We start from the raw sequence: 25986 nt of genomic DNA on the forward strand, positions 1-25986 counted from the left end.
AAAATAAAGAAGTTATTAGGAGAAGTATGAAGTTATTCAATAAGAGTCATGCAACGTTATATGCACTGTATGTATTCCCATTAATGACGCTAGCAAAAGAAACAGATGACTTACAACAGCTGGATTCCAACGCGATGGATATTTCAGTGGATGTTAGTGAGCAAACAGACAGTTCTCGTATTTATTTAGATGAGGGGGCAATCTGGGCGAGTCGTGATATTACCAAGTTTAATCCTGTTTTAGATTTAAGTGCGACGGATGAAGTTGAAGTCGACGACGGGAAACTTATTAATCCATTAAACTTTTCCGTTGACACTAATTACAGCTATTACATTAGCTCTTGGCAGCTTGAAGTATATCGTGGTGCTGATCGCCACCTGTCTCAGCCTTTATCTGTGATGAAAGGTGAAAAGCTTGCCAACAGTACCGATATTGAATGGGACGGCTCAACAGATATTAATTACAGATTTAAACTTGGGCAGCAATTGTTATTCCGATTAAAAGTGTGGGACAAAGATGGAAATATGGATGTGACAACCATAGGGGTTGTCGATACCGTGCGTCCGGATAAAGAATTGTCTATCGATAAAAACAGTAATGAATCAGAAAATGGTCGTCACTTTGGTCGCTCTACATTAATGCGTCACAATATACCGACGTCTTCCGGTTTAGCTAAGTTTATTGGAACGGGGCTAAACGGGGTAGATAAAGTTATTATTGGAGAAGATGAGTTTGATGTTGTCGAAGGAGGTTTATACGCTGAAATATTCCTTCCAACAGATGCATATCGTTTTCCTACGACCGTTGTTTTTGATTCAGGAGAAGAACGTCGTTTCTCTCTTTATGCTCGTATTCCAGACACTTATTATGCACAAGCGGGTCTAGCGGATTTTTATGTTGGGAGAAACCGTGTTGGAGGCAGTACAGGTGCTCTTGAGGTAAATGATCAGTACGTAAAGGATATTTATAATCAAGGTCGAATTGCGTATTTTGGACAAGGTAAATTTGGTGATAAATTGCGTGTTGTTGCCCATGTCGATACTCAAGAAAATACAGTGAAAGATATGTTTAAAAACCCTTTCGCGGCAAATGATACCTCAACTGTTTTTGATATCGTCGATGGCGATGATGAAATGATGTATGGGAATTATGGCGATGGCGCTAACATTCAGAAAATTGTTAATACCAAAGGCAAAGTGTATTTAGATGTTCAATACGATAAATCTCAATATTTATGGGGTAATTTCAATACAGGAATAACAGGGACGGATAACGGGGATTACAACCGAAGCTTATATGGTTTTAAAGGCGACTATCGTACACGGGAAACCACGAAATTTGGTGAAGACCGTTTAAATCTCGTAGGCTTCGCTTCTCAATCTGATTCACTTTACTCTCACGATGAATTTTTAGGTACAGGTGGGTCTTTATACTTCCTTCAACACGGTGAAGTTATCCCAGGTAGTGATAAAGTGTTAATCAAAGTGATGAATAAAGACAGTGGGATCGTTGAAAATGAAATCCCATTACAATCTGGTCGAGATTATGAAATTGATGAATATCAAGGCCGTATTATCTTAACAAGGCCGCTGTCTGATATTGTGTCTGATAGCTTTGGTTCTGTTATTGATGATTCCCCTCGTGGTGGCTATGAAAACTATCTTGCTGTTGATTATGAATATGTCCCTAAAGGTAAAGATGCCCGTGATGCGCTGGTTTATGGTGGACGAGTAAAAGGGTGGTTAAATGATTACATTGGTATTGGTGCCACTTACGCATCAGAAGAAAAAGACACGCAAAATTATGAGCTATATTCAACAGATTTAATCTTGCGAGCGACTGAAGGAACATACTTAAAAACGGAATTTGGTCGAACAAAAGGAACCCAAGTAGATAGTAACTTTGTGTCTTTTGATGGTGGTTTAACTTTTACTCCTATTTCATCTGGCATGGCTGATGATCGTGAAGGCGATAATATTCAAGTTCTTGGTGTCGCAAGTCTTTATGATTTAGCCCCTGATCTTTTCGGTGCCGTTGGTAATGATGTGAAAGCTTGGTACAAATCAAAAGATGCGGGTTATTCATACGCAAGCCAAAGTGACGATCTTGAACAAGAATCTTATGGAACAGAAGTTCGCTTACAAGTTAGTGATAGAGTTCAAGTGTCTACCCGATTTACATCAATGGAAGAGACTGAAATTGATGGAACGTTAGAAACCGACACAGAGCAAGTTGAAGTTGAAACTCAAATTTTAGTGACTGAAAATATTAAAATTTCGCTTGCTGGGAAACATATAAAAGAATTGAATCAAAACAATGAATCAGGCACTGGTAACCTTGCTGGTGCAAAAGTTGAATACCTTTGGGATAACGAAAACAGCGTTTATATTAAAGGTCAAAAAACGGTTGATGCCACTGAAACTTATGATGATAACGACAGTGTCACTGTTGGTGCAGAAACTCGCGTATTAGATGACTTGAGTCTTGGTGGTGCCTATACCGTCGGGAGCCGAGGAGATGCAGCAGAAGCAACCGTTACTTATGATGTAACTGACGATTACTCAACTTATGTTACTTATGTTGATGATAATTATGAAGACCAAAACAACGTCATTTTAGGTCAACGAGCAACATTGACGGATTCTGTTGATTTCTATCAAGAAAATCAGTTTGTTAATGAAAATAACGGAAAAGGCCGAGTTGATTCTTTTGGCTTTGATAATGAAGTTACTGATGATATTGATATTGGAATTGCTTATCAACAGGGGGAGATTGATTATAGCGATAATCCTGAAAACACCATTACAGGTATCGTGAATCGAAGAGCTGTTAGTTTTAATATTGGTTTGGATCTCGATGACATCGTTCTAAAGCATAAAATTGAGTATCGAGTAGATAAAACTGAAGAGACAAATGAGAAAATTGAACAATGGGTAACTACCAATAGTTATACACACCATTTAACGGAAGAATATACCTTATTTGGTAAATTTAATTATTCTAAAGCGATGAATGATACGAATAACGAATTGCTTGAGCGTTTTATTGAATCAAGCATTGGTCTTGCTTATCGACCTATTTATAATGATAAATTAAACCTATTAGCTCGTTATACCTACTTGGTTGATTTTGATAATTTAAACCGCGATGTCGAATACTCTGATACTGAAAGCCATATTGTAGAAACAGAAGCGATTTACTCATGGGATGCAAATTTAGATTTTGGTACTAAGTTCGCATATAAAGATAAATTTGAACGATTTGATAGAGCATCAGGTGTCGGTGTTGATGTAAATAGCCAAATTTACCTTACTGGTCTTAGCGCTTCTTACAGAATAATGAAAAACTGGGATGTAACGGGTGAATATCATTGGAAAGTCGATACTCAAAATGATGAGTTAGAAGAAGGGGCTTTACTCTCTTTTAATAAATACGTTACCGAGAACTTTAAAATCGGGGTTGGTTATAACTTTTCCAATTTTGACGATAATTTAACGAATGATGATGACTATAACGCGAGTGGGGTCTTCATTAACCTCATCGGTAAGATTTAGGGACGATGACGATGACGATGAAATCATTACTGCTAGGGTTTAGTTTTTTTTCTCTCTTTGGGTGCAGTACAGATACTTATGTAAGTAAAGAGAACATAGACAAATACGACGAAAGAGTTCAAAAGTTTTTGATTGCAGAATGCTTAGTCCCTCAACGAGAAATACAAATGGCAGTGGCGGAACACTTTGAATTTGATAAGTCAGAACTAAAAGAAACAGATTATGCCTCTTTAAATCAATTTGTTAATAATATTAAACGATTTAAAGGTCGAATTGCTATTGTTGGGCATACGGATTATCAAGGCTCTGTTAGCTACAATGAAGAGTTGTCTCGTCAACGTGCAGAATCGATTAAAGCGTATTTGTCAGAGAAACTCGTTGTAAATAATTATGAGTGGGAAGTCAAATATTATGGAGAAAAACGCCCTTTTATTAAAGGACGAAGCTTAGAAGCAAATGCCGCCAACAGACGTGCTTATTTAGTTTTTGAGCAAACTATTGATAAAGAGTTGAACCCGGCTTGTTTGCCTCCAGAACCTAAAAGAAAAGTATATGTAACAATGGCATCTCATTTTGATTTTGATAAAGATGAACTACAGAACACTGATAAAGTAGAGTTGGATGAACTAGCATTGAAGCTCACCGGATTAACGGGGCGAATTTTAATTGCAGGGCATACGGATTACCAAGGCTCACAAAGTTATAATGAGCAATTAGCAAAAGAACGTTCCATTGCTGTTCAAAACTATTTGAAGAAGAAGGTCGACCCATCTCAATTTATCTGGGAAATAAAATCGTTTGGTGAAGATTCTCCTATTATTGAAGAGCGTTCATTAAAAGCCAATGCCGCTAATCGACGTGCGTTTGTCGTTTTTAAAGAAGGCCCATTACCAAAAGAAAAGATCGAGTCACTAACAGAGAAGTAATTATTGATTAGTTGATAAAAGAGGAAAGGGCGTTCATTAATTATAATAAACGCCGTTTTAGTTACGCTGTCACTGTTACTTCGTAAGAACCAAATTTACGGATATTAATGACACCCGTATCAAACAGAAGATATTGACCTTTAATGCCATTTAAGATACCGGTTACTTCAGGATTCTTATCAAAATTATGACTGATGATTTTGACCGGGAACTCGTTAACAGGAAAGTGAATATTTAAGATATTTTCATCCAATAACTCCACTGAATCGTCACCATGTTCAGCTTGAATTTTTGCGATGGCTTCTTCAACTTGAGGTAATAGCTCTAATGCGGCTTCTTTTAAAGCAAGGGGGTTATTGTTACCTTTTAATAACGTGCGCCAATTTGTTTTATCGGCAATCAATTTAGCTAATTCAATTTCGACTAAACCTGAAATCAATCGATTCTTTGCTTTCGCAATTGGTAACCCTTGTGTTGCACCTTGATCAATCCAACGAGTTGGAATTTGAGTATGACGCGTGATCCCAACTTTTAGACTAGAGGTATTGGATAGATAAACATAATGGTCAACAAAACAGTTTTCTTCGCCCCATTGAGGTTGACGGCAAGTTCCCTCCGCGAAATGACATGTTTCTGGTTTCATAATACACATGTCGCAGCTTGCCAATTTCTTCATACAAAGAAAACAGTGGCCTTGAGAGTAACTTTTTTTCGTTTTCTTACCGCACGAACAACAAAAAATATTGCCTGTATGTGTCAGAGTTAATGTTTGGCCGATGAAGGCATTAAGCTCTATTTCCTCATTACCAACAGGAAGTCGATATTGAACCGCACCATCAAGTAATGACGCGCGCATTTTTGCTAGTGTTCCAGTGATTTGAATGCTCATAAACTTTCTACTTTCTTCTTATTAGGTTAAAACCATTGTAACAAAGTCATGAGAGACTGTAAGAGCTCAAATGAAGATTTATGTGCAAGGATAAACGACACTTATGCTATAATCCGCCGCATTAGACCAGATTGACTGGTTATTCATCAATAATACTCGAAATTGGAGTGGCAGCTTTTGCAATTTAAAGATTTAGGTTTAGATAATCGCCTATTAAAAAATCTCGCTCATCAAAACATTAAGAAACCAACTGAAATTCAACGTAAAGCCGTACCTGTTGCCATGGCAGGGAAGGATGTTCTTGCGTCGTCTAAAACTGGTTCTGGTAAAACATTAGCATTCGTATTACCGATGCTTCATAAATCACTTAAATCGAAATCATTCTCTAAGAATGACCCTCGTGCTGTGATTTTAGCACCAACACGTGAACTAGCAAAACAAGTGTATATGCACTTGCGTGCAATGTTAGGTGGTTTAACTTACGATGCTGCATTGATCACTGGTGGTGAAAACTTTAACGACCAAGTGAACGCATTACGTAAATTCCCTAAATTTATTGTCGCGACACCAGGACGCTTAGCGGATCATCTTGAGCATCAATCTCTGTTCTTGAATGGTTTAGAAATGCTTATTCTTGACGAAGCTGACCGTATGCTTGATTTAGGTTTTGCTGAGCATTTACAAAAAATTCATGCGGCAGCAAATCACCGTCGACGTCAAACGCTTATGTTCTCTGCAACATTAGACCATGAAGCCGTGACTAAATTTGCAGGCAACATGCTAGATAATCCTAAAGTTGTTTCTGTTGGTTTATCAACAGATCAGCATGCAGATATCACGCAAAGTTTCTACTTGTGTGATCATTTAGATCATAAACAAGCGTTGTTAGATAAAATCATTGAAACGGAAAAATACTTCCAAATCATGATATTCACAGCAACACGAGCAGATACCGATCGCTTAACTGATTTACTTAACGAACGTAAATTAAAAGCGGTAGCATTAAGTGGTGATATGAACCAAACCGCTCGTAATAATATTATGAGCCAGTTTGAACGTCGTGCACATAAAATCCTAGTAACGACTGATGTTGCTTCTCGTGGTTTAGATTTAACCAGTGTAACTCACGTTATCAACTTTGATATGCCAAAGCATATGGAAGAGTATGTTCACCGCGTTGGTCGTACTGGTCGTGCTGGTAAGAAAGGGACAGCAATTTCTCTTGTCGGACCAAAAGATTGGGAAAGCTTTAAGCGTATAGAGACATTTTTACAACAAGACTTGGCCTTCTCTGAATTCGAAGACTTGAAAGGTAAATTCAAAGGTCTTAAGCCAAAACATAAACGTGAGTTTGTGAAAAAAGGCGATGATAAGAAAACGGCTGCAAAACGTGGTTCTTATACTCCTAAAAAATCGAAAAAACGCGATAACACATTCCACACTAATGTGGCAGTGGGTGAGCAAGTATTTATGCCAAAGAAAAAACCAAAGCAAATTGTTGTTGATGATGAATAATCATTAAATGATTTGATAAAAAAGGCACAAGTAACTAATTACTTGTGCCTTTTTTTATTTCTAAATAAAGCATCATTGATCAGCACAAGATGCTTTACGTTTTATATTATAAATATTCGCAAAGGTAAGCAGTTTCAATTTCAACATTAACATCGAAAGAAGAACTTCCTTCAACAGAGAAGAATTCACCCGACGAAAAGGTAACCCAATCTGTATCAGAGCTACGCTTAATTGTAAGTGACCCTGTCACTACAGTCATTTTCTCTGCGGTATTTGTACCAAACGTATACGAGCCTGGTAACATAACACCAACAGAGATGGCGTTTTTATTTTGCTCAAAACCAATGGATTTTACACTTTCATCAAAATAACTATTAACGGTTAACATGTTACATCCTTGTTATTAAATTCATCCAGACAATATGATATATAAGTGATTTTTTCAACTGTTAGTTTTATTATTTTACGTAACCTAACGCTTGAATTTTTTGACTTGTTCCAATCGTTTGCATGTATTCCATAAAGTCATTTGCTTCTTTAGAAATAGTATTGGTTTTATATACAAACAAGAATGGGCGAGATAAAGGGTACTTGTTCTTTATAATCGACTCCGGTGTAGGTAAAATACCATCAATCTTAACGATATTAAGCTGGGCAAGATCGCCAATAGAACCGGCAGAAACATAACCAATGGCATGAGGGTTACGTGATACGATGCTTTTTACCATGCTTGTGCTGTTAACAACAATAACATGGTCACTAATATCAGATACCGTAAATGAATTCACTTCTTGTGTTAGGCCTAAATGGTTTTCAAAAGAAAAACGAGAACCAGATGCGATTTCTCTAGTAATCACGGCAATTTTCTTATCCTCACCTCCTAATTCTTTCCAATTAGCAATATCACCATGATAAATTTTCCAAATGTTGTCTGCAGAAAGTGTTGTAATTGGATTATCAGGATGAACGACGATAGCGATAGCATCATAAGCGATTATTTTTGAAGACAGTGTACTTTTCTCTGAACTTGATAACTGTCGAGAACTAATAGCAAGATCTACGGTATTGTTTACTAACATATTAATACCAGCACTAGAACCGATACTTTGAAGATCTATCTCATGAGATGACGTTTGATTGTATTGCTCAATAAAAGGTTCAAGTAAGGTAGAGACAGAAGTAGAACCTGCAATTGTGGTATTCGTATTGGCGGCAAATGAACTTGAGCTAAGAAGTATACCTGCCACAAGTGAGGTGTAAGAGAGCGCTTTCAACATATTTTTATCCATTTAGAAAAAAGAGCATAATAAAACGGCAGTGTTACACCATTGTGACAAAAAAGAGTTAAGCTTGTATTTGTTCTCTGAACTCTTTAGGGGTAGAACCATTAACTGCCTTAAAAGTAGTACTGAAATGAGCGGCGGTTTTAAATCCTGTTTCGTAAGCAATTTCTGTGATCGTTTTCTTTGTCACCCTAAGCTGAGTTGCCGCATAATTAATTCGTTTTACTTTGACTAGATTGGCAAAAGACAATTTATCGGATTGTAGTTTTCTTTTTAATGTTGATGCCGACATACCTAATTTAGGAGCTACTGCATCAATGGTTAAATCTGAAGCGATATTTTGTTCGACATAACGGATTAGCTGTTGAGATATGGTTAAAACAGAAATTCGGTGTATGAAATCTAACAGCTCTTGATGTTGGTTGACCATTTCGCTTAAGACTGCCAACGTCATAAATTCAATCGTTTCAGGAGAGGGTTGCCCTTCGAGTTGTTCTCTTAATAAAGAAAGCAGTTTAACAATAAAGGTATTTTCTTGTGTGAAGATGAAGGACTCACGAGTGGAGCGAAAATGGTCGTCAGTATTAATATAACTAATAAATTTTTGGAAAACAGACACATCAATAACAAGAGACTCTGCCTGGAAATTCCCCGATGATGTTGAAAGGTCAATTTTGGATATATCACCAGAGCTGTATAATAAGAAATCGCCACTTTTTAAAATGATAGATTCACCAACTTTATCTTGATAGGTGAGTTCTCCAGATTTAATCATAAAAATGCCATTACGAACAACTGGATAACGATCTGATTTTCGTCTCGTTTGAGAATTGAATTCATGTAATTGAACTGGAACCATCTTGAATTTCCTCTTATATGCTCGATATTTAGTGTAAACTTACTTATTGAAAAATCAAGATTATTAGCCATCAGTATCGATAATTGATTGAATTATCGTGATTAAGTCTACATTAACAATCGGTGTATTATGAGCAGTCCTCGTTTACGGAAACAATTTGATAAATTATACGATCGCTATATTAATAATACGTCTGGTACACAGATTGATGAGATAGCTGATTTGCTTTGCTGTACGCGACGTAATACCCGTATGGTATTAAATAAAATGAGTGACGAAGGTTGGATCTCATGGACTCCAGCGGTTGGACGAGGAAAAAGTTCAGCATTAGCGTTCTTTTCTTCTCCTGAATCAGTAAATTATGGGCTTGCGAAGAGATACATTAATGAAGGTAAGCTAGATGTTGCTCTTGATATTTTAGAAGGCAATCAAGATGTATTGCTTGAATTGATCCATGGTGCTTTAGGGGTTTCTCATGAGAAAGGAAAGCAAGTTGTTAAGCTTCCTTATTATCGTCAGTTACAAACCTTAATGCCATCTCTTGCAATTCGTCGTTCAGAGCAGCATTTAATGCAGCAACTATTTAATGGATTAACTCAATTAAATAAACGTGGTGATATTGAGGGTGATATTGCCCATCATTGGGATATGTTAACACCAACACATTGGCGATTTTTCTTAAGACCAAGTATTGCTTTTCATGATGGAAAACCATTAACGTTTCAGGATATTAAAGATACATTTTTCGCATTGTCGTCTAATTTCGTGTTTAGTCACATACAAGAGGTTACGAATCCAAATCTTAATGTGGTTGATTTCATTCTGACGACTGATGATTATTACTTTGATAGTAAATTAACTCAGTTTAATGCGAAAATAATTCCAAATACGGCTCATGAATCAATCACCTATGCTCGTTCTCCTATTGGAACCGGGCCATACAAGGTCAGTGAAAATTCAGACAAAAAACTTACGTTAATTGCAAATGAGCATTACTTTGGTTATAGACCATTGATTGATTCTGTTGAAGTATGGACGTTACCTAATATAGCACCTATTCAATTAAAATTAGGCTTTGAAGTTTATGAAGGGGATCACTCTGTTAGTTATGGTGAACAAGTAGATGCAGATAGAGGGTGTACTTATCTATTATTAAATCGTCAGTCAGGATTGGCTGCTGATTCGGATTGGAAAGAATACTTATCGCAAACCATTACGCCGTTACTATTATTAAATGAATTACAAAATGCGAATATGAATGGCATTGGATTATTTAACGCTTACGGGTTATTACCTGGGTTACAGCATTGTTTGAATAGAAAGAAAATTGCTTTTATTCAACCAGAGAAAGGAAGCATCGTCAGATTAGGGTATGAAACAGAACATCCTCTCTATCCTTTACTTGGGGCGATTATTAAAAGACGTCTTGCATTAGACGGTATCAAACTCGTTATAAAAGAGTTTGATACGATGGAATTATTAGATTCCGAATGTACAGCACACATTGATATTTGGTTACGCGGTATGAGTCTAGGAACAAATAGACCAGAAGCACTATTGTCGTGGTTATTTGCTTTTAATGAAATAGAAAGAGCAATGCCTAAAAATGAATTTGAGCATATTTCACAATTGATATCAGAATGGCAATCAGAACCACATCAATCTTTCCCGGTGAATCAAATTTGTCGATATTTAGTGGAAACAAATCAGATAACGCCTTTATTTCATGGATGGATGGGGATCAGTGAAGATGCAACAAATAGCATTCAAAATGCGTCTTGTAATGGACTTGGTTGGTTTGACTTCGAAAAAGTGTGGATTAAACCGGAAATGAACTAAATAGTCCGTACTCATACATTGAGTACGGACTATTACGTTAAGTACGCGAGCGTTACTTCTTAGGTTGGTAAAATGTACGAATTGCTTGGGCGAGAGCGGCTTTTACTTCAGGAGTAATCGTACAAACAGATGTTGTTGGTAATACGTCAAGCAATTTACCAACTAATTGATCTAAAGGTGCTGGTGTTTTTGCTTGCCAAGAGGCTAATAAATCACGATTTAGATGAGAAGGAAGTGAACCTAACGTTCCGACATCATTTTGATTATGAACTAATAATCCTGCGGTTGTGCCTTTATCAAGAGTTAATACTTGATAAAAGTAAAGCGTATGATAATCAAGTTGTAATTGATGTTCTTTTTCTGTTGTTTCTTTTTTTGATACTAAATGTGATTGGAGAATATGAACGTAAGTATCGATGACTTTAGTTACGAATTGGTTCGCAAATTCACTCCCATCTGCCGATGTTGGATTAAATCCTTCTAAATAGAAGTGACTTACGCCACGGCGTTTTTGTAATGCAGGGATATCGAAATAGGTATTTCCCAATTTTCGTCCAGAGAGATAGTTTTCTTTGGCTGCTACTTTTAATGTTTGATCAAAATATTCTTTGTCGTCTTTATCTATGATTGACGGATTGAGATCTGCCATAATGCGCCAATAGCTTTGACCGTCTTTATGTGTGGTCCAGCTGATATGGATGTGAATAGAAGGTGCAAAGGGAAGTGAAGGGTGAATGATAGTAGAAAGAGCCGTTGCACTATCATAGTGTTTTGTGTCGTCGTTCTCATAATGGATTTGCGATACATTTATAGAGGCGCGATTAAAAATACCATTGGGCAATGCTTCAAAGCGCATACCTCCCCCGTGCAGACCTTCATCTCTTAACCATTCCACTTCTTTAAATGTCGTATTGCTATTTATGCTATCACTAACGTTAAGTAATTTAGTTTTGAAATAAGTTTGTACTTTAGTCAGTAGACTTAACACTTCTTGAGCTTTTTCATTAGTTGCATTGCTTCGCATGTGACATCCTGTAGACATAGTTCATAATGGGTAATTAATTTGACGCCGCTAGTGTAGAGTATTTTGTTCTTGTTTTCTTCTTATGAATTCACTTCACACCACTATTAATAGAGGTCCAAATGGCAAAACCAAATAAGAAAGGGCCGTCTAAAACGGTTCAAATTTATTGTATAAAATGTAAAGCCAAACTGTATAAATACAGGAAAGGGGGAAAAGGTGCTTTAATGAAATGCTTTGTAGAGAGGATAGTTGATGATTTTACCAGTGTTGCTGGAGAGTGCCCTAATTGTAATGCAGTTTTTGCTAGAGAAATGTTAATTCGGGGAGTGCCTGCATATAAAATCATCGGTGGAAAAGTGTCAATGAAATAAAAGTCGCAGATGTCTCATTAAAAGAAAAGATTCGTATTCGATTCAATTTATAATATACTGATTCAATTAGCCTTTATATCAATCATGAATGCTAGCAACCATTAAGTAGGGGATTTACAGTGTTATATCAACGTCTTTTTATCTTCATACTTATGATGGTAAGTTTTTCATCAAACGCCGCTAGTTTAGCAAATAAGATTGATAGTTTTAAAAAAGAATTTCAGAAAAAAGACGCCGTTGAAATTTATGATATACGCTTGATTCAAAAGGAATACCCAACCGTTTTATTGTCTCCAGACACCTTGTTACCCCAAACTGCGTCGTACCCTTTTAAGTACATAAAACAGTTATATAAAAGTGCGAATAAGTGCAGTGGCCCATGGCCGGTTAGCCCATTAGTAGGTGAACCTTTAGTTCTTGTTAGAGCCTTATGCCAAGGGATTAAATTGCCTACAAGCTGGTTTGCACGATCTGGCATGATTCATCCTGGTGGCGGTTCTTATGCTTATCGTTATGCTCAAATGTATCCCTCACGTAAAGATTCATTGGCTAAGTTCATGCACATTAAAGAACGAGTAGTCGCGCCTAAAGGCACGTTATTGCACCATTTACAAACAATGGATGATAACGCGATTCGAGCGATCATTAGTGGTTCAGATACCATTATTGCCGATGGGCTTCTTTGGATAAGAAAAGGAAGTCGTTATTATCTCTATCCAATGAAGCTAAAAGAACAGAACCTGAATAAATTTGATTTAGAAATGTCCTTATTTCAACAAGATTCAAATTGCTATGTCCGAAATGGTAATGTGTGTTGGACAGAAAAAAGTGATTCTCAAACGTTATCTTACGTTGTGTTATGTTTAGTGTTCATCAATTTATGTTTGGCGATTGGTTGGGGTATTTCTCAGTGGAACAGCAAAAGAAGAGATATGAAAAGTCGAATGCTGGTTCTTCAGATATTAACGCACGAACTTCGTACTCCTATTGCAAGTTTGGCATTAACTGTTGAAGGATTTAGGCGACAATTCGAATCATTACCAGAGTCTTTATACGATGAGTTTAGGCGTTTATGTGAAGATTCAAGACGACTACGTCAATTAGCAGAAGCAAGTAAAGATTATTTACAATCTGACGATAAAGGGTTTTCTACAGAGTGGATCCCATCGGTAGAGGAGTGGCTAGGTTATCGCTGTGAAGAATACAGAGAAGCCGTCACCTTTAAAATTAACTATGATGCATCAGTAAAGGTAAATATTTATTGGCTAGGTAACTGTATTGATAACTTAATCAGTAATGCGCACAAATATGGTGTGCCACCGGTGATATTAAATGTCACAATAGAGTCAAAGAAATTAATAATAGAAGTCATTGATAGCGGCTCTTTAACAAAAGCGAATTGGAAAGAACTTAAAACGCCATTTGTGAGCAAAGCTGGTTTAGGTTTAGGCCTAACAATTGTTGAGTCAATGATAAAAAGAATGGGGGGAAGCATGACATTGCAAGGACCCCCAACCACATTTATTTTGGAGATACCGTGTGAAACAAACAATCCTACTTGTTGAAGATGATCGAAATTTAGCTGATGGCCTATTGGTCAGTTTAGAAGAAGCTGGGTATAACTGTATACATTCTGATAATGCAACGGATGTATCAAGCTTTTGGGCAGAGGCCGATATCGTTATTCTTGATCGCCAGTTACCAGAAGGGGATTCTTTAACTTGGTTACCTGAATGGAAACAAATTAAAGACATACCAGTGATTTTACTCACTGCGCTTGTTTCAATAAGAGATAAAGTGACCGGTCTTGATTCAGGTGCAAATGATTACTTAACAAAACCTTTTGCAGAGGCTGAGTTACTTGCTCGTTTACGTGCACATTTACGCTCTCCTGAATCAGAAGCTGAAAATAAAACGCAGTTGGTTGTGGGTGTACTTTCAATCGATACGTCAACGCGCGATGTCATCAATGGTAGTGACGCGGTAACGTTAACCCGTACTGAATTTGATCTATTATTATTCTTAGCATCCAACTTAGGTAAAGTGTTTACGCGTGATGAGTTGTTAGACCAAGTATGGGGCTATAATCACTTCCCTACAACTCGTACTGTTGATACGCATATCCTCCAGCTTCGTCAAAAAATTGTAGGGATTGAAATTGAAACCCTGCGTGGTGTTGGTTACAAAATGAAAGCGTAATATGTTGAATAAAAAAGTTGCGTTACTTTTAGGTTTTTTATGCATCGCTCACAGTAATGTGAGTCAATCTGCTGCGTGGTTTAGTGACCAATCAGCACTTTCAAGTGCGCATAAACAATTTTTAGAAGGTAATGCGACCAAAGGTTTTTCTACTGCTATTGAAGTCTTACAAAATACTACGGCTGATAATATTAGGCAGAATATAGACAAACTGTTGAGCGCCTCGATTTCTTCGAATTGTGGACGAGATTTATCGACGATAGTGATCCCTCATTGGCTCACATCGGTAAGTGTTCGACGAATGGTTATTCAAACCCCTGGTCGAGTACACCATAGATTGCTTATTCAATTTGATAGTGAAAAAGACATTGCAGCATTGTCTTTTGTTCGATGGCCAGAAGAAGAGTTACTGATCAATCCAACAAAAACGGTAACACCGACACAAGATACCGATATTAATCAATATTCATATTCTAGTGAATCATTGAATAATCGGGTCAAAAATGGCTTATATAAATTGACCATTATTTCTAATGAGCCTAATGTTCAGTGGGATACTTGGATTGTTCTTAATACACCCAAAACGGAAATGGAAGTATCCTGGTTAGGTAAGGAAAAATGGAAAACGACTCAAACGGGATTATTAAATAGAAATTGCCCATTACCTGAAATGGCTATCGGAATTTATGACCACCAAGATAATGAATATATTAAATTGTGGGAAGATCTGTATGAAGAGCGGTTCCCGCAAAGTTTACCTGAAACAAATGTACTACCCGGTAGTTATATTTTAAGCGTTTCTTTTAACCATAAGCGATTTCAAGGTCCGATTTCTATTCAAGAAATTCAAGCAATTACAAAAGTCATCAATTTCGGTGCAGAAGACAGTGTAGAGAGTAACTGATGTCAGATTTACCAACGTTAACCCATGAAGAGCAACAAAGAGCTGCTGAGCAAATTCAAGAAATGATGCGTCAAGGCATCAGTACTGGCGAAGCCATTAAAATTGTAGCGGAACAAATCCGTGCAGAGATAGCTGAAAAACAAAAGAAATAAACAATTAGAATAAAGATAAAGCCGAGACACAATATCTCGGCTTTTTTATGAAATGACCTTTCTAAATATGTCATTTTTTTGATAAAAGTTCGTTATTTTTCTTAAAGTAATCATTCAACGTGTCGATAAGATAAGTAGTTAATTATTTTAGGTTTATAAAAATGAAACAGTGGATAAAAATTGGCTTACTTTCGAGTACAGCACTCGTGTCGAGTCAAGTACAAGCAACCAACTTTAGTGTTGATGGCCGTATTGATGCGATGGGGGGAGCGGGTACTGCTTCTGCTGATTATTTAACCGGTGTTTTTTATAACCCCGCCCTCGTCGCTATTTATAGCCGTAAAGATGATGCAGGCTTATTGTTACCAAGCATTGGGCTTCAAGTTGTCGATAAAGACAACATGATTGATGATTTAGACAATTTAGTTAAAGCTTATGATAAATTAGATACAGTCGGAGCATCTCAAGCATTGGCCGATTTATCTGGTGACGCAGCACAAATCCAAATGGGTACAGCGATTGCTTTTGCTATCCCTAACCGTTACTTATCGATGAATTTCTTTGCTAAGGCAACATTAGAATCTGTTTCTATTGCTGATGTTGAAAAGCAAAATTACGGTTCAAGCATAGATCCTGCAATGGCGAATGTATTTGATATTAGTTATGCGACGGTTGATGCAGCAGCAATAGGTGTTGCCGAGTTTGGTGTTGCTTTTTCTGGCTATACAAACTTTTTAGGACAAAACTTTACTGTAGGTATTTCACCAAAAATCCAAAAAACGTATACATTTAACTACAGCGCATCAGCGGTAGATTTTGAATTTAAGGACATGAAAGATAACTATGAATCGGGTGATACTAGCTTAAATTTTGATGTTGGTACTGTTTGGTTTAATGGCCCTTGGCGTTTTGCTCTAGCAGGTAAAAATTTAATATCTCAAGAAATACAAACCAAAGAAACGTCTATAACGGTAGGGCTTACTGATGCCGATATTGGTAGACTTAGTGGAGATACGAGTTATACCGGCGGACCAGGAAAGCAAACACGCCTTAGACAATACACGTATAAGATGGAACCTATTTATACGGCAGGTATTGCTTTTATGACTAATTACTTTGTCTTAACCGCTGACGTCGATCTTAATGAACAAGAACGATTTGTAGAATTAGATGACAACATGCAAATGTTACGAGTTGGTGCTGAGTTTGATTTACTTTATCAAATTCAATTGCGCGGCGGCTTTAAGAAAGACCTCGCTGGTACTTATGATGATGCATTAACCGCTGGTATTGGTTTTTCACCATTAAATATGTTCCATTTAGATCTTGCTGCTATCTATTCAAAAGACTCTACTTATGGTGTTTCGGTTAATATGGCTTATGAATACTAATCTTTACTAGATAAATAGGTAACCACTTGTAATAATAGGGTTACCTTACTTAAGATAAGAATTGTATTATGACAGAAAAAGCAAAGATAGGCATAGTAACGGTAAGTGACCGTGCTAGCGTTGGTATTTATGACGACATTTCAGGTCCTGCAATTATAGAAACATTAAATGATTATTTAACATCAGAATGGGAACCCGTGTATGTGGTCATTCCTGATGAACAAGATATCATTGAAAAAACGTTAATAGAATTAACGGATAATGAAAACTGTTGTCTAGTCGTGACAACTGGCGGAACGGGTCCATCAAAACGCGATGTAACCCCTGAAGCTACTGAAGCCGTATGCGATCGTATGATGCCTGGTTTTGGTGAGCTTATGCGTGCCGAATCATTAAAGTTTGTTCCGACCGCTATCTTGTCTCGTCAAACTGCGGGTTTACGTAAAGATTCATTAATTGTTAATTTACCAGGGAAACCTAAATCTATTCGTGAATGTTTAGACGCCGTGTTCCCTGCAATACCATATTGTATTGACTTGATGGAAGGTCCATTTCTTGAATGTAATCAAGACGTAATCAAGCCGTTTCGTCCAAAAGCAAAATAAAAAAAAGCCAACTCACTTGAGTTGGCTTTTTAACATCCTTTCTCTTTTCTCAACTTCATTAGTGCTTTTTTCTCTTTTAGCTTTTCTTTGTATTCCTTTCCATCACTAAAACTGAGTAATTTATTCACATGTGATAATGAACGGTTCAAGGTTTCACATCCTTTAGGTTGATGATACTTATAGTATTTAGCCATCGATTTTGCATGTATGTTTGGTGAAAACAGCAAAAAAATTAAAGTGTAACCAATAGCCTTCATATTTATACCCCTTTAAAATATTGAATATTACGTAGTCTACCCACAATTAGGGAAAAGTGGGCTAATATGTGTAAATTTTAGAATTATCTCTTTAATTAAAGAGCACTTAAGTAATTAACAATAATATAAGTGTTATGTAGATCACTTTGTAAGCTATTTTTGACTGTCATTATAACCGTATAGAGTATTTCAAGTTATACTTCATTAATTATGAACTGTGTACTACGAATATGAAAAGCATAAGCGGTTATCAATGGTAGATCTTTATATAAATAAAAAATTATTTGGATGCTATGTATCATTGTTATTCACCAGTGTACTGATAAATACGAGTATTATTAAATGTCATAAAAGAACCTATTTTGACTTTTCTGTTTTTTCTTACGATTCAGGTATATTTTATATAATGCATACGAATACCCCTTGGTTTTCATTAGTTAAAGAGACGGATCAGCACCAAAAGGAACGCATCATAAAATGGGGGCATAATAAATGAAATGGATAGAGGGAGCCTCATTAAGGCAGAAATTATCATTTCCAATCATTGCCTTTACAATGATTCTATTTGTTGTATTTCAGGGCTATCATTACGTTAATACCTATAATATACAAAAAGATAACTTAATTAATCGAATTAAAGTATTAGGCAATGGTGTTGGCGTTAATTTACAATCAGCCTTACGGCTTAATGATGATATTGCAGCCACAAAAGTTCTTCATGCTTTCAGTGCAGACAGTGAAATTCTACAAGTATTACTACTTAAGAATGACGGGACGTCATTTGCTGAATATAGAAAAAACAATCAGGTTGCCCAAGCTCCAAATAAAGAGTTACAGCGTCGTCTTTCTGTGGATGGCTTTGCTATTGGAGACCATTCAGTTTACCTTTTTATGCCTGTGTTATTAAATAATGAAAAAATAGCAAGTATACGATTAATTGCATCCAAAGATGAATTAAATAGGACACGAGATGAAGCCTTAAATATTTCGTTTACTATGTTTAGTTTAATTATTGTTTGTGGGTATCTTTTTATTGTTAAAATTCAACAATGGATAATTACCCCAGTAACGAATTTAAATAAAGCGATGCAAGGGATTATAAATCGTGGAGAGTTTACTGTTAGGCCTTGTGTAACTATTCATGATGAAGTCGGTGACCTAACTTTATCATTTAACAAAATGGCGGATAGATTAGAAGAACGACAAAAACAGCTCAGTTTTGTTTTAAATAAAGTAGAGCAAGAAAGGGACTTTGGAGAGCAAATAATTACCGCAGTGCAACATGGATTGTTTGCCGTGGATAGACAAGGGAAAATACTTTTATCAAATGATGCATCAAAAAGATTATTTTCGACAATAACATATCATCATTTAGTCGATCAGTATTTTTTAGACATTGTTAAGCCGGTAGAAAGTAAAACGCTTCTAACTATTATTGAAAATTGCACCGAAGTGGATGACGTATTAATCCAAACAACGAGCGGAAGTGCATTACAAATAACGACTAGAATATTAGCAAATAAAAACGAATTGTTATTTTCTATCATAGATGTAACAGAAGCAATTAAAAGTCGTACTCAGCAAAAATTAGCGGCTAATGTATTTAAAAACAGCCAAGACGGTATTCTTATTTTTGATGTCAAAGGGAGCTTAACGCTGATGAACCCAGCATTTACGGAGATGTTTGGTTATGAGATGAGAGAGTTAAGCGATTTATCCATGAAAGTTCTATTTGATAGTTATCTCTTCTCGACGTTAACAAATTTGATTATAGAGTCTTTATATAAATTTGGGCAATGGCATGGTGAAGTATTAGAAACCAATAAATTTGGGGTGAAATTACCTCTTTATATAAAAGCATGCAAGATTCTAGACGACGAACAACATGATCAAGAAAGTTATATTTTCATTTTTACTAATTTATCCGACATAAAAGAAAAAGAACGCTTAGATCACCTAGCACATCATGATTTATTAACAGGACTTCCTAATCGTTCTAAGTTTTATAATGAGGCTAATCAATCACTTATTATTGATGGTGATGTAGGGTTATGCTATCTTGATCTTGATGGTTTTAAACATATTAATGATACTTACGGGCATGATGCTGGTGATGAAGTATTAAGAGTAATCGCAAAAAGATTAGAGAATATGGTCAGAGCTAAAGACATAGCATGTCGACTTGCCGGAGATGAATTTGTCTTGTTCATTAATCCTGTAATCGATAAAAATCAGTTAATTGAATTGGCTGATAAAGTCATCACTTCAATCCAGTTACCTATATATCATCAAGGTACCATTTTATTTGTAGGAGCAAGCATTGGTATTACCATCGCAACTTATCAAGAAAACAGAAATCTGGATAAATTGCTAAAAGAATCAGATCGTGCGATGTATGAAGCAAAGCTTTCAGGAAAAGGGCGTTACGCATTTCATATTATGTGACAAAAACTTAACAAATTTGAGTGAAAGCTATTTAACTTATTATTTAAAATGTTATATTAGGCCGTCATTCACTTTTAAGTTAAATAGGATTATGTAATGGAAATTTTATTATTGGTTGCTTTTGTCATCGCGGGCGCAATTATGGTAAAAAAAGAAAAGTCAGAGCAATCAAAATAATATAGATATCCCTTTAAAACACATTTTTATATCTATTGTAAACCAAGATAAATAGTTAATTTATCTTGGTTTTTTATTTTTATCTCTACAAATTTAATGTCATATCAACAACACCATCAGCCATCTGAACATCAATCAAGAATCCAAAAGACTGCGCAAGACCGATCATTCCTTGATTAGAAGGCATTGTCATACCCGTCATTATTCTCGTACCATGCTGTTTACTGTAATTAATGATTTTAGTCATGAGTATCTTGCCCAATCCTAACCCTTTTAAATCTGATCTCACTAAGACTGCAAATTCAGAATTCACATTATTTGGATCAGAAAGGGCTCTAACGACAGCTAAAATGACTTCTTCACCATCAATCTGTTTTGTGGCAACAAAAGCCATTTCACGATCGTAATCAATTTGAGTAAAATTCGCGAGAGCTTCATGATTAAACTCACCGACCTCAGAAAAGAAACGTTTATATAAATCGTCATGAGAAACTAGGGAAATGAAGTGTGCATGTTTCGGTTCATCTTCAGGAAGAATAGGGCGAAGTAAAACGCTTGAGCCATCTTTCAATTTCGCAAATTCTTCAAGCTCATTTGGATAAGGTCGAATTGCGAGACGTTTATGAATATCCCCACTAAAATGTTGAACTTTCATTGATGAATCAACAATTGTCAGATCCATTCCAGAAATAAGCAAAGGATGGATATCTAGCTCTACAATTTCAGGACAATCGAGTACCATTTGGGATAAGCGAACAAGAAAGGCACTCAAGTCAAAGATACTCATTTTATTTGGTGTATTTCTATGTTGAATAATGTTTTCTTTAATGGCGTATTTAATTAAGTTCTCAGCAAGAGCCATGTTTAATGGAGGCAGGGCAACCGCCGCATTATTATTGAGATCCCATTCAGATCCTCCCTCCCCCAATAAGATCACAGGACCAAAGACGGGATCTTGACACACTTTAATTCGTAATTCTTGAGATCCAGAACGAGTTGCCATTTTCTGTACGCTTAAACCAGAAACTCTTGCTGCTGGGTAGCTTAGCGACACTCTATCTATTATAGATTGAGCCGCGTTAATCACTTCTTCACGTGTATTTAAGTTCAACATAACCCCCTGAACATCGGATTTATGGGCAATATCTGGAGATCTTAATTTTACAGCAACAGGGTAACCAATTTTATCGGCGACATAGGCTGTTTCTACTGGTTCTTCAGTGATCCAAGTATCAAGCGTTTTAAATCCATAACATTCATAAAGCGTTTGAACTTCATGAGTATCTAAACTAACAATATTTTTAGTTACGCAGTTATCTAACCATTTTCTTGCCATTATGGCATCGTGTTTACTGATATGGCCGGATGAAACGGGCGTTTCTATCAGTAATTTTTGATTTCTATGATATTCAACAAGATGCAAGAATGCAGAGACACCACTTTCAGGAGTTCTATATGTTGGTATTCCCGCTTCTGTAAACAATAAACGGGCTTCTTTAGAAGAGGTTTCTCCAGACCAATTGGTCAAAATAGTGAAATGAGTCTTTCTTTTATGATCGCGAATTAATTTGATCAACGTTTTGGCTGTTTTTTCTGCATTAGAAACGGCAGAGGGGCTGTGCATAATTAAAAGTGCATCACAATCTTCATTATCTAATACGGCATTAACCGCATCACAATATCGTTTTTCATCAGCATCTCCACCAATATCAATAGGGTTTGAATGGGACCAATTTTGAGGTAATACATCATTTAATTGAGATATCAGTTTCTCACTTAGATTGGCTAACTGTCCTCCTTGCTGCATCAGGCTATCTACTGCCATAATTGCGGGACCACCGCCATTTGTGACAATCGCGAGGCGATGACCTCGAAAAGGAATAGGGTGTGCAAGCGTTTCAACCGCAGCAAACAATTCATGAGTATTCGATACACGAAGCATACCTGCGCGTCTTATTGCTGCATCATAAACAGCATCTAAACTTATCTCGCCATGAGTGTGCAATTGAGCTGCTTCACTTCCAGCGACAGATCGCCCACTTTTAACTACCAATATACGGCGATTTCTTGCCGCCGCCCTTGCAGCAGACATAAAGCGTCGAGCGTCTTTGATTGAATCGATATAAAGTAAGATAGCTTCTGTTTTAGAGTCAGTGCAAAGCGTGTCAAGTAGCTCGCTAAAATCAATATCAAGCCCATCTCCCAGTGAAACAAACGCAGAGAATCCAATGTTTTTCTCATTGGCCCAATCTAATATCGTTGTACATACCGCAGCTGATTGAGAAATAAAAGCAATGTTCCCTTTTTTGGCATTAATAGGTGAAAATGAAGCATTTAGGTTTATCCAAGGAAGAATAATCCCAAGGCTATTTGGCCCCAAAATACGCATATCATATTTGGTTGCGATACGTAATGCTTGAAATGGTAATGGCTCGCCAATGCCATTGGAGTGTAAATTCATATCAGAGGATAAAATAATAACGCATTTTACGCCTTTCCTCCCTAATGCTTCAAGCAACGCTATATTCCGTTGAGAGCTTGTACAAAGCACCGCAAAATCAGGGGTAATCGGGAGCTTTTCTATTGAATCATAAGCGAGAATCCCACACACGGATTTATAATTCGGATGTACGGGCATTATAGGACCATCAAATCCACCTTCTAAAAGGTTTCTCATGACAATATGCCCAGCTCGATTAGAGTGAATAGAAGCACCAATAACGGCAATTGATTGAGGACGTAAAAGCTGTTTCAAATCCGACATGTTTACTCCTTTTATTTCTTTATAAAGAATAAGATAGCTGAGTAAATTTGATTTGACTGTCTTAATGTGAATAAACAAAAGATAGCGCACAAAAAGGACTTAATTTTAGTTAACACCAAGGTATTTCTTGGTGTTGAGCACAAAGATAACAGTTATTTAAGTGGTTTTATGGTTTGTACTTGATTGTGAGTAGCATCAAGTGCAGAATTAAGGCATCAGCATGACTATATATGTGAATTTAAAATGAAAAGAATCATTCCGATTACGTTAACCGCGCTACTTGCCGGATGTACCAGCAGTTCGTACACAACAAATATTACAACGGATTCATCAGAAGAAGTGTATCAAGTTACTCAACCGATTGAGCAAGAAGACACAACATTTGATGAGACTGAAATTACAGTAGCCTCTGAGACTGAGAAACCAGTAGTAAAATTGACACCTGAAGATGCGGTAGTTGAATCATCTGACAACGCAGTGAAAATTTTACCACCTACATCAAAGCAAGATGAAATGAATAACCGTTATGGGTATACACTTCAAATCTTAGCGTTGAGCCGTAAAACAGATTTATCTTCATACGCTGCAAAATTGCAGGGTGAACAACCAGTATGGATGAATAGAAAAACAGTGAACAACATGCCTTGGTATACCATTTTATATGGTGACTTTTCTACACCGGCAGAAGCACGAGAAGCCATAAAACAGCTACCTGCTGAGATTCAGGCTTATGGTCCTTTTGTTCGTAGTATTAAAAGTATTAAAAATTCAGAAAACCCTGAATTACATAAATTAAATTAATTTTAAATAGGTGCAGTTAATTGCACCTTTTCTTTTTGCAGAAGATATTATGACTCACATTCTTTTACTTTGTGGCGGTAGCGGTACTGAACATGAAGTTTCATTGGTTTCTGCCAATTATATAGCCCAACAACTGTCTGAACTCAATACATTTCAAATCACACATCTTGAGATTAAAGATGGCAGTTGGTTTCATATTGAATCTGGTTTGAAATATGAATTACGCTCAGACAAAACGTTACTTTGTAATAATGAAGCGACAGCCCCTGTTGATTATGTAGTTCCCTGTATCCATGGTTACCCTGGTGAAACAGGCGATATCCAATCAATGCTTGATATGTTTGCAATTCCTTATTTAGGTTGTAACGCAGAAGCAAGTACAAACAGCTTTAATAAGATAACATCGAAGCTTTGGTACGACGCGTTAAGTATTCCAAATACGCCGTATTTATTTTTGACTGAAAACAACCAAACCACCCATGATGAGGCATTAGTTGCTTTTGACCAATGGGGCAGTTTGTTTGTCAAAGCGGCATGCCAAGGTTCATCCGTTGGTTGTTACCACGTAACGTCAAAAGAACAAGTAGTTGAAGCGGTAAACAATGCATTCACTTACTCAGAGCAAGTATTAGTAGAAAAAGCAGTCAAACCAAGAGAACTTGAAGTTTCAGCTTATGAAATTGATGGCGAACTTTATACTACTTTACCTGGTGAAGTTACTGCTCCTGATGGTGCTTTCTATACGTATGAAGAAAAATATGGCAGTGGTAGTCATTCAACCACAACATTAGACGCTAAGAATTTAACCGATGAACAAATCGAGTTAATCAATAAATACAGTCGAAAAGTATTCACTCAAATGAAATTGAAAGACTTATCTCGCATTGATTTTTTTCTTACCGATGAAAACGAAATATACTTGAATGAAGTGAATACCTTTCCAGGTATGACACCAATCTCAATGTTTCCAAAATTGTTAGAACATAATGGCCATTGCTTTAAAACCTTCTTGCAAAAAGCCATACTGAACGCATTAAAATAAAACAAATAGCCTGATTTATATCGGGCTTTTTTTTGTTTGAAATATTTTCTTCTGCTCTTCAGAGCGCTTAGTTTGACCTATATATTGATTCGGCATCGCCGGGCTTATCCAACGACCCATTTCTTGAATCTCTTGAATTGAATATCCTTTCTTTGATAGTTCTTTTGTTGCCCCAACACGAGCAGAAAGGCCTGAGAAATTAACCGTATGATTTAATAATATATTCGCACGTCTAAAGATACGATAAATCGAAGAGTCATTGAGATGGTTTAATGAGAGGTTTTCATGACGATCCATTGATCGAAATAGGTAACCCTCTAGAATTTGTGATGCTTCTAACCACCTAGTTAGTAACTGACTTATTTTGATTGAAAGCGGATAATAATATTCTTTCATTTTAATCAACCCCAAACCTTCATCATTAAAACTAACGTCCGTAACTTTCAAGTCTCTAAGTTCCCCGCGTTTTAATAATAATTCGAACATTAAATGCCAGATCGCTAGGTCACGAATGTCTTTCAATTCAACTGACTCAGAAAGCTGATACTCTAATTTCTTCAGCATTTGAGATGTTATTCCTTCGGTCTGTTTACTGTCATCTTTTTTTGCCAACCTAATGCTTCCAAGGGAGGCTTTAACTTGTGCATTTTTTGTTGGATCTTTAAATTCAAACGCGATGTGAATATGAGAAATTGAAATTAATGACCGACGAATAGAAGACATTTTCTTTTCTTTCGCTTGTTTCTCTATAAATATACGAATTGCAGTAGTCGAGGCGGGTAGAGCATTCACTTGATGAAGTTGACAAAAATGAACAAAATTAACCCAATCATTTTTAAATGAGACTAAACTATTATCTGAATAGTCTTTTTTCAATATTGACTGTAATTCTTGAATTGTTAATTCATCATTTAAAAAAGTAACGGTATTCATGATGTTTACCTTATAGTAACTAATCTAATGCACTATAACACGATAATTTAATCCAC

Annotated in this window: 22 protein-coding genes; 14 read left to right on the forward strand and 8 right to left on the reverse strand. The window is 36.4% G+C overall.

All coding sequences use genetic code 11. The features are described from left to right. The first annotated feature begins 26 nt into the window (after positions 1-26). Positions 27-3554, forward strand: coding sequence for a hypothetical protein (locus A6E04_RS19760; protein WP_065612187.1), 3528 nt, complete (start codon positions 27-29; stop codon positions 3552-3554). 11 nt (positions 3555-3565) lie between these two features. Continuing rightward, a complete protein-coding gene (locus tag A6E04_RS19765; RefSeq protein WP_065612188.1) occupies positions 3566-4480 on the forward strand; it encodes an OmpA family protein in 915 nt (304 codons plus the stop codon). Between the two features lie 61 nt (positions 4481-4541). On the opposite strand, the gene A6E04_RS19770 is transcribed toward A6E04_RS19765, so the two are convergent. After that, the gene (locus A6E04_RS19770; protein WP_065612189.1) at positions 4542-5369 is read right to left on the reverse strand and encodes a DUF2797 domain-containing protein; all 828 of its coding nucleotides are present in this window, start codon (positions 5367-5369) and stop codon (positions 4542-4544) included. Positions 5370-5546: 177 nt separating this feature from the next. Here A6E04_RS19770 and A6E04_RS19775 point away from each other — a divergent pair, with 177 nt between their 5' ends. Next, complete coding sequence (locus A6E04_RS19775; protein WP_026025588.1) at positions 5547-6884, forward strand: DEAD/DEAH box helicase; 1338 nt, start codon at positions 5547-5549, stop codon at positions 6882-6884. Positions 6885-6990: 106 nt separating this feature from the next. Here A6E04_RS19775 and ppnP read toward each other — a convergent pair whose 3' ends face one another. From ppnP to A6E04_RS19790, 3 genes are all read right to left on the reverse strand, one after another. After that, entirely contained in the window at positions 6991-7272 is a 282-nt protein-coding gene (gene ppnP / locus A6E04_RS19780; RefSeq protein WP_065612190.1) for a pyrimidine/purine nucleoside phosphorylase, read from the reverse strand. A 70-nt stretch (positions 7273-7342) separates the two neighbouring features. After that, entirely contained in the window at positions 7343-8161 is an 819-nt protein-coding gene (locus A6E04_RS19785) for a phosphate ABC transporter substrate-binding protein (protein WP_065612191.1), read from the reverse strand. Between the two features lie 67 nt (positions 8162-8228). Next, complete coding sequence (locus A6E04_RS19790; protein ID WP_017023203.1) at positions 8229-9026, reverse strand: helix-turn-helix domain-containing protein; 798 nt, start codon at positions 9024-9026, stop codon at positions 8229-8231. A 129-nt stretch (positions 9027-9155) separates the two neighbouring features. Between A6E04_RS19790 and A6E04_RS19795 the strand changes: the two genes are divergently transcribed. Next, positions 9156-10865 carry an SgrR family transcriptional regulator gene (locus A6E04_RS19795; RefSeq protein ID WP_023603954.1) on the forward strand — a complete coding sequence of 570 codons (1710 nt, stop codon included), beginning with the start codon at positions 9156-9158 and terminating at the stop codon, positions 10863-10865. Between the two features lie 52 nt (positions 10866-10917). Here the strand turns inward: A6E04_RS19795 and A6E04_RS19800 are convergent, their stop codons facing one another. Continuing rightward, entirely contained in the window at positions 10918-11889 is a 972-nt protein-coding gene (locus A6E04_RS19800) for a coproporphyrinogen III oxidase (RefSeq protein ID WP_023603953.1), read from the reverse strand. Between the two features lie 119 nt (positions 11890-12008). On the opposite strand from A6E04_RS19800, the gene A6E04_RS19805 reads away from it, so the two are divergent. From A6E04_RS19805 to mog, 7 genes are all read left to right on the forward strand, one after another. Next, positions 12009-12260, forward strand: a complete 252-nt coding sequence (locus A6E04_RS19805) for a hypothetical protein (RefSeq protein WP_065612192.1) — start codon at positions 12009-12011, stop codon at positions 12258-12260. Positions 12261-12412: 152 nt separating this feature from the next. Further along, positions 12413-13825 carry a sensor histidine kinase VxrA gene (gene vxrA, locus A6E04_RS19810; RefSeq protein WP_139078897.1) on the forward strand — a complete coding sequence of 471 codons (1413 nt, stop codon included), beginning with the start codon at positions 12413-12415 and terminating at the stop codon, positions 13823-13825. Next, the gene (locus A6E04_RS19815) at positions 13800-14459 is read left to right on the forward strand and encodes a response regulator transcription factor (protein WP_017023207.1); all 660 of its coding nucleotides are present in this window, start codon (positions 13800-13802) and stop codon (positions 14457-14459) included. Before vxrA ends, A6E04_RS19815 begins: the two co-directional genes overlap by 26 nt. A 1-nt stretch (position 14460) precedes the next feature. Then, positions 14461-15363 carry a DUF2861 family protein gene (locus tag A6E04_RS19820; RefSeq protein ID WP_065612194.1) on the forward strand — a complete coding sequence of 301 codons (903 nt, stop codon included), beginning with the start codon at positions 14461-14463 and terminating at the stop codon, positions 15361-15363. After that, positions 15360-15515, forward strand: coding sequence for a YoaH family protein (locus A6E04_RS21025; protein ID WP_023603949.1), 156 nt, complete (start codon positions 15360-15362; stop codon positions 15513-15515). The genes A6E04_RS19820 and A6E04_RS21025 overlap by 4 nt, the downstream gene beginning before the upstream one ends. A gap of 161 nt (positions 15516-15676) precedes the next feature. After that, positions 15677-16906, forward strand: a complete 1230-nt coding sequence (locus A6E04_RS19825) for a conjugal transfer protein TraF (RefSeq protein WP_065612195.1) — start codon at positions 15677-15679, stop codon at positions 16904-16906. A gap of 68 nt (positions 16907-16974) precedes the next feature. Beyond that, positions 16975-17511, forward strand: coding sequence for a molybdopterin adenylyltransferase (gene mog / locus A6E04_RS19830; protein WP_023603947.1), 537 nt, complete (start codon positions 16975-16977; stop codon positions 17509-17511). Between the two features lie 29 nt (positions 17512-17540). Here the strand turns inward: mog and A6E04_RS19835 are convergent, their stop codons facing one another. After that, positions 17541-17768, reverse strand: a complete 228-nt coding sequence (locus A6E04_RS19835) for a hypothetical protein (protein ID WP_017023212.1) — start codon at positions 17766-17768, stop codon at positions 17541-17543. A 492-nt stretch (positions 17769-18260) separates the two neighbouring features. Here A6E04_RS19835 and A6E04_RS19845 point away from each other — a divergent pair, with 492 nt between their 5' ends. Beyond that, positions 18261-20213, forward strand: a complete 1953-nt coding sequence (locus tag A6E04_RS19845; RefSeq protein ID WP_065612196.1) for a diguanylate cyclase domain-containing protein — start codon at positions 18261-18263, stop codon at positions 20211-20213. Between the two features lie 262 nt (positions 20214-20475). Here A6E04_RS19845 and A6E04_RS19850 read toward each other — a convergent pair whose 3' ends face one another. Beyond that, positions 20476-23154: a bifunctional acetate--CoA ligase family protein/GNAT family N-acetyltransferase gene (locus A6E04_RS19850; protein ID WP_065612197.1), complete on the reverse strand. Its 2679-nt coding sequence runs from the start codon at positions 23152-23154 to the stop codon at positions 20476-20478. Positions 23155-23397: 243 nt separating this feature from the next. Between A6E04_RS19850 and A6E04_RS19855 the strand changes: the two genes are divergently transcribed. Further along, positions 23398-23955 (forward strand): SPOR domain-containing protein, encoded by a 558-nt coding sequence (locus tag A6E04_RS19855; protein WP_012551955.1) that lies wholly within the window; start codon positions 23398-23400, stop codon positions 23953-23955. 49 nt (positions 23956-24004) lie between these two features. Continuing rightward, positions 24005-24997, forward strand: coding sequence for a D-alanine--D-alanine ligase (locus tag A6E04_RS19860; RefSeq protein WP_039799191.1), 993 nt, complete (start codon positions 24005-24007; stop codon positions 24995-24997). Between the two features lie 15 nt (positions 24998-25012). On the opposite strand, the gene A6E04_RS19865 is transcribed toward A6E04_RS19860, so the two are convergent. Then, positions 25013-25930, reverse strand: a complete 918-nt coding sequence (locus A6E04_RS19865; protein ID WP_065612198.1) for a tyrosine-type recombinase/integrase — start codon at positions 25928-25930, stop codon at positions 25013-25015. Positions 25931-25986: the final 56 nt, after the last annotated feature.

It is taken from the genome of Aliivibrio logei (assembly GCF_001691055.1).
Lineage (GTDB): Bacteria > Pseudomonadota > Gammaproteobacteria > Enterobacterales > Vibrionaceae > Aliivibrio > Aliivibrio salmonicida.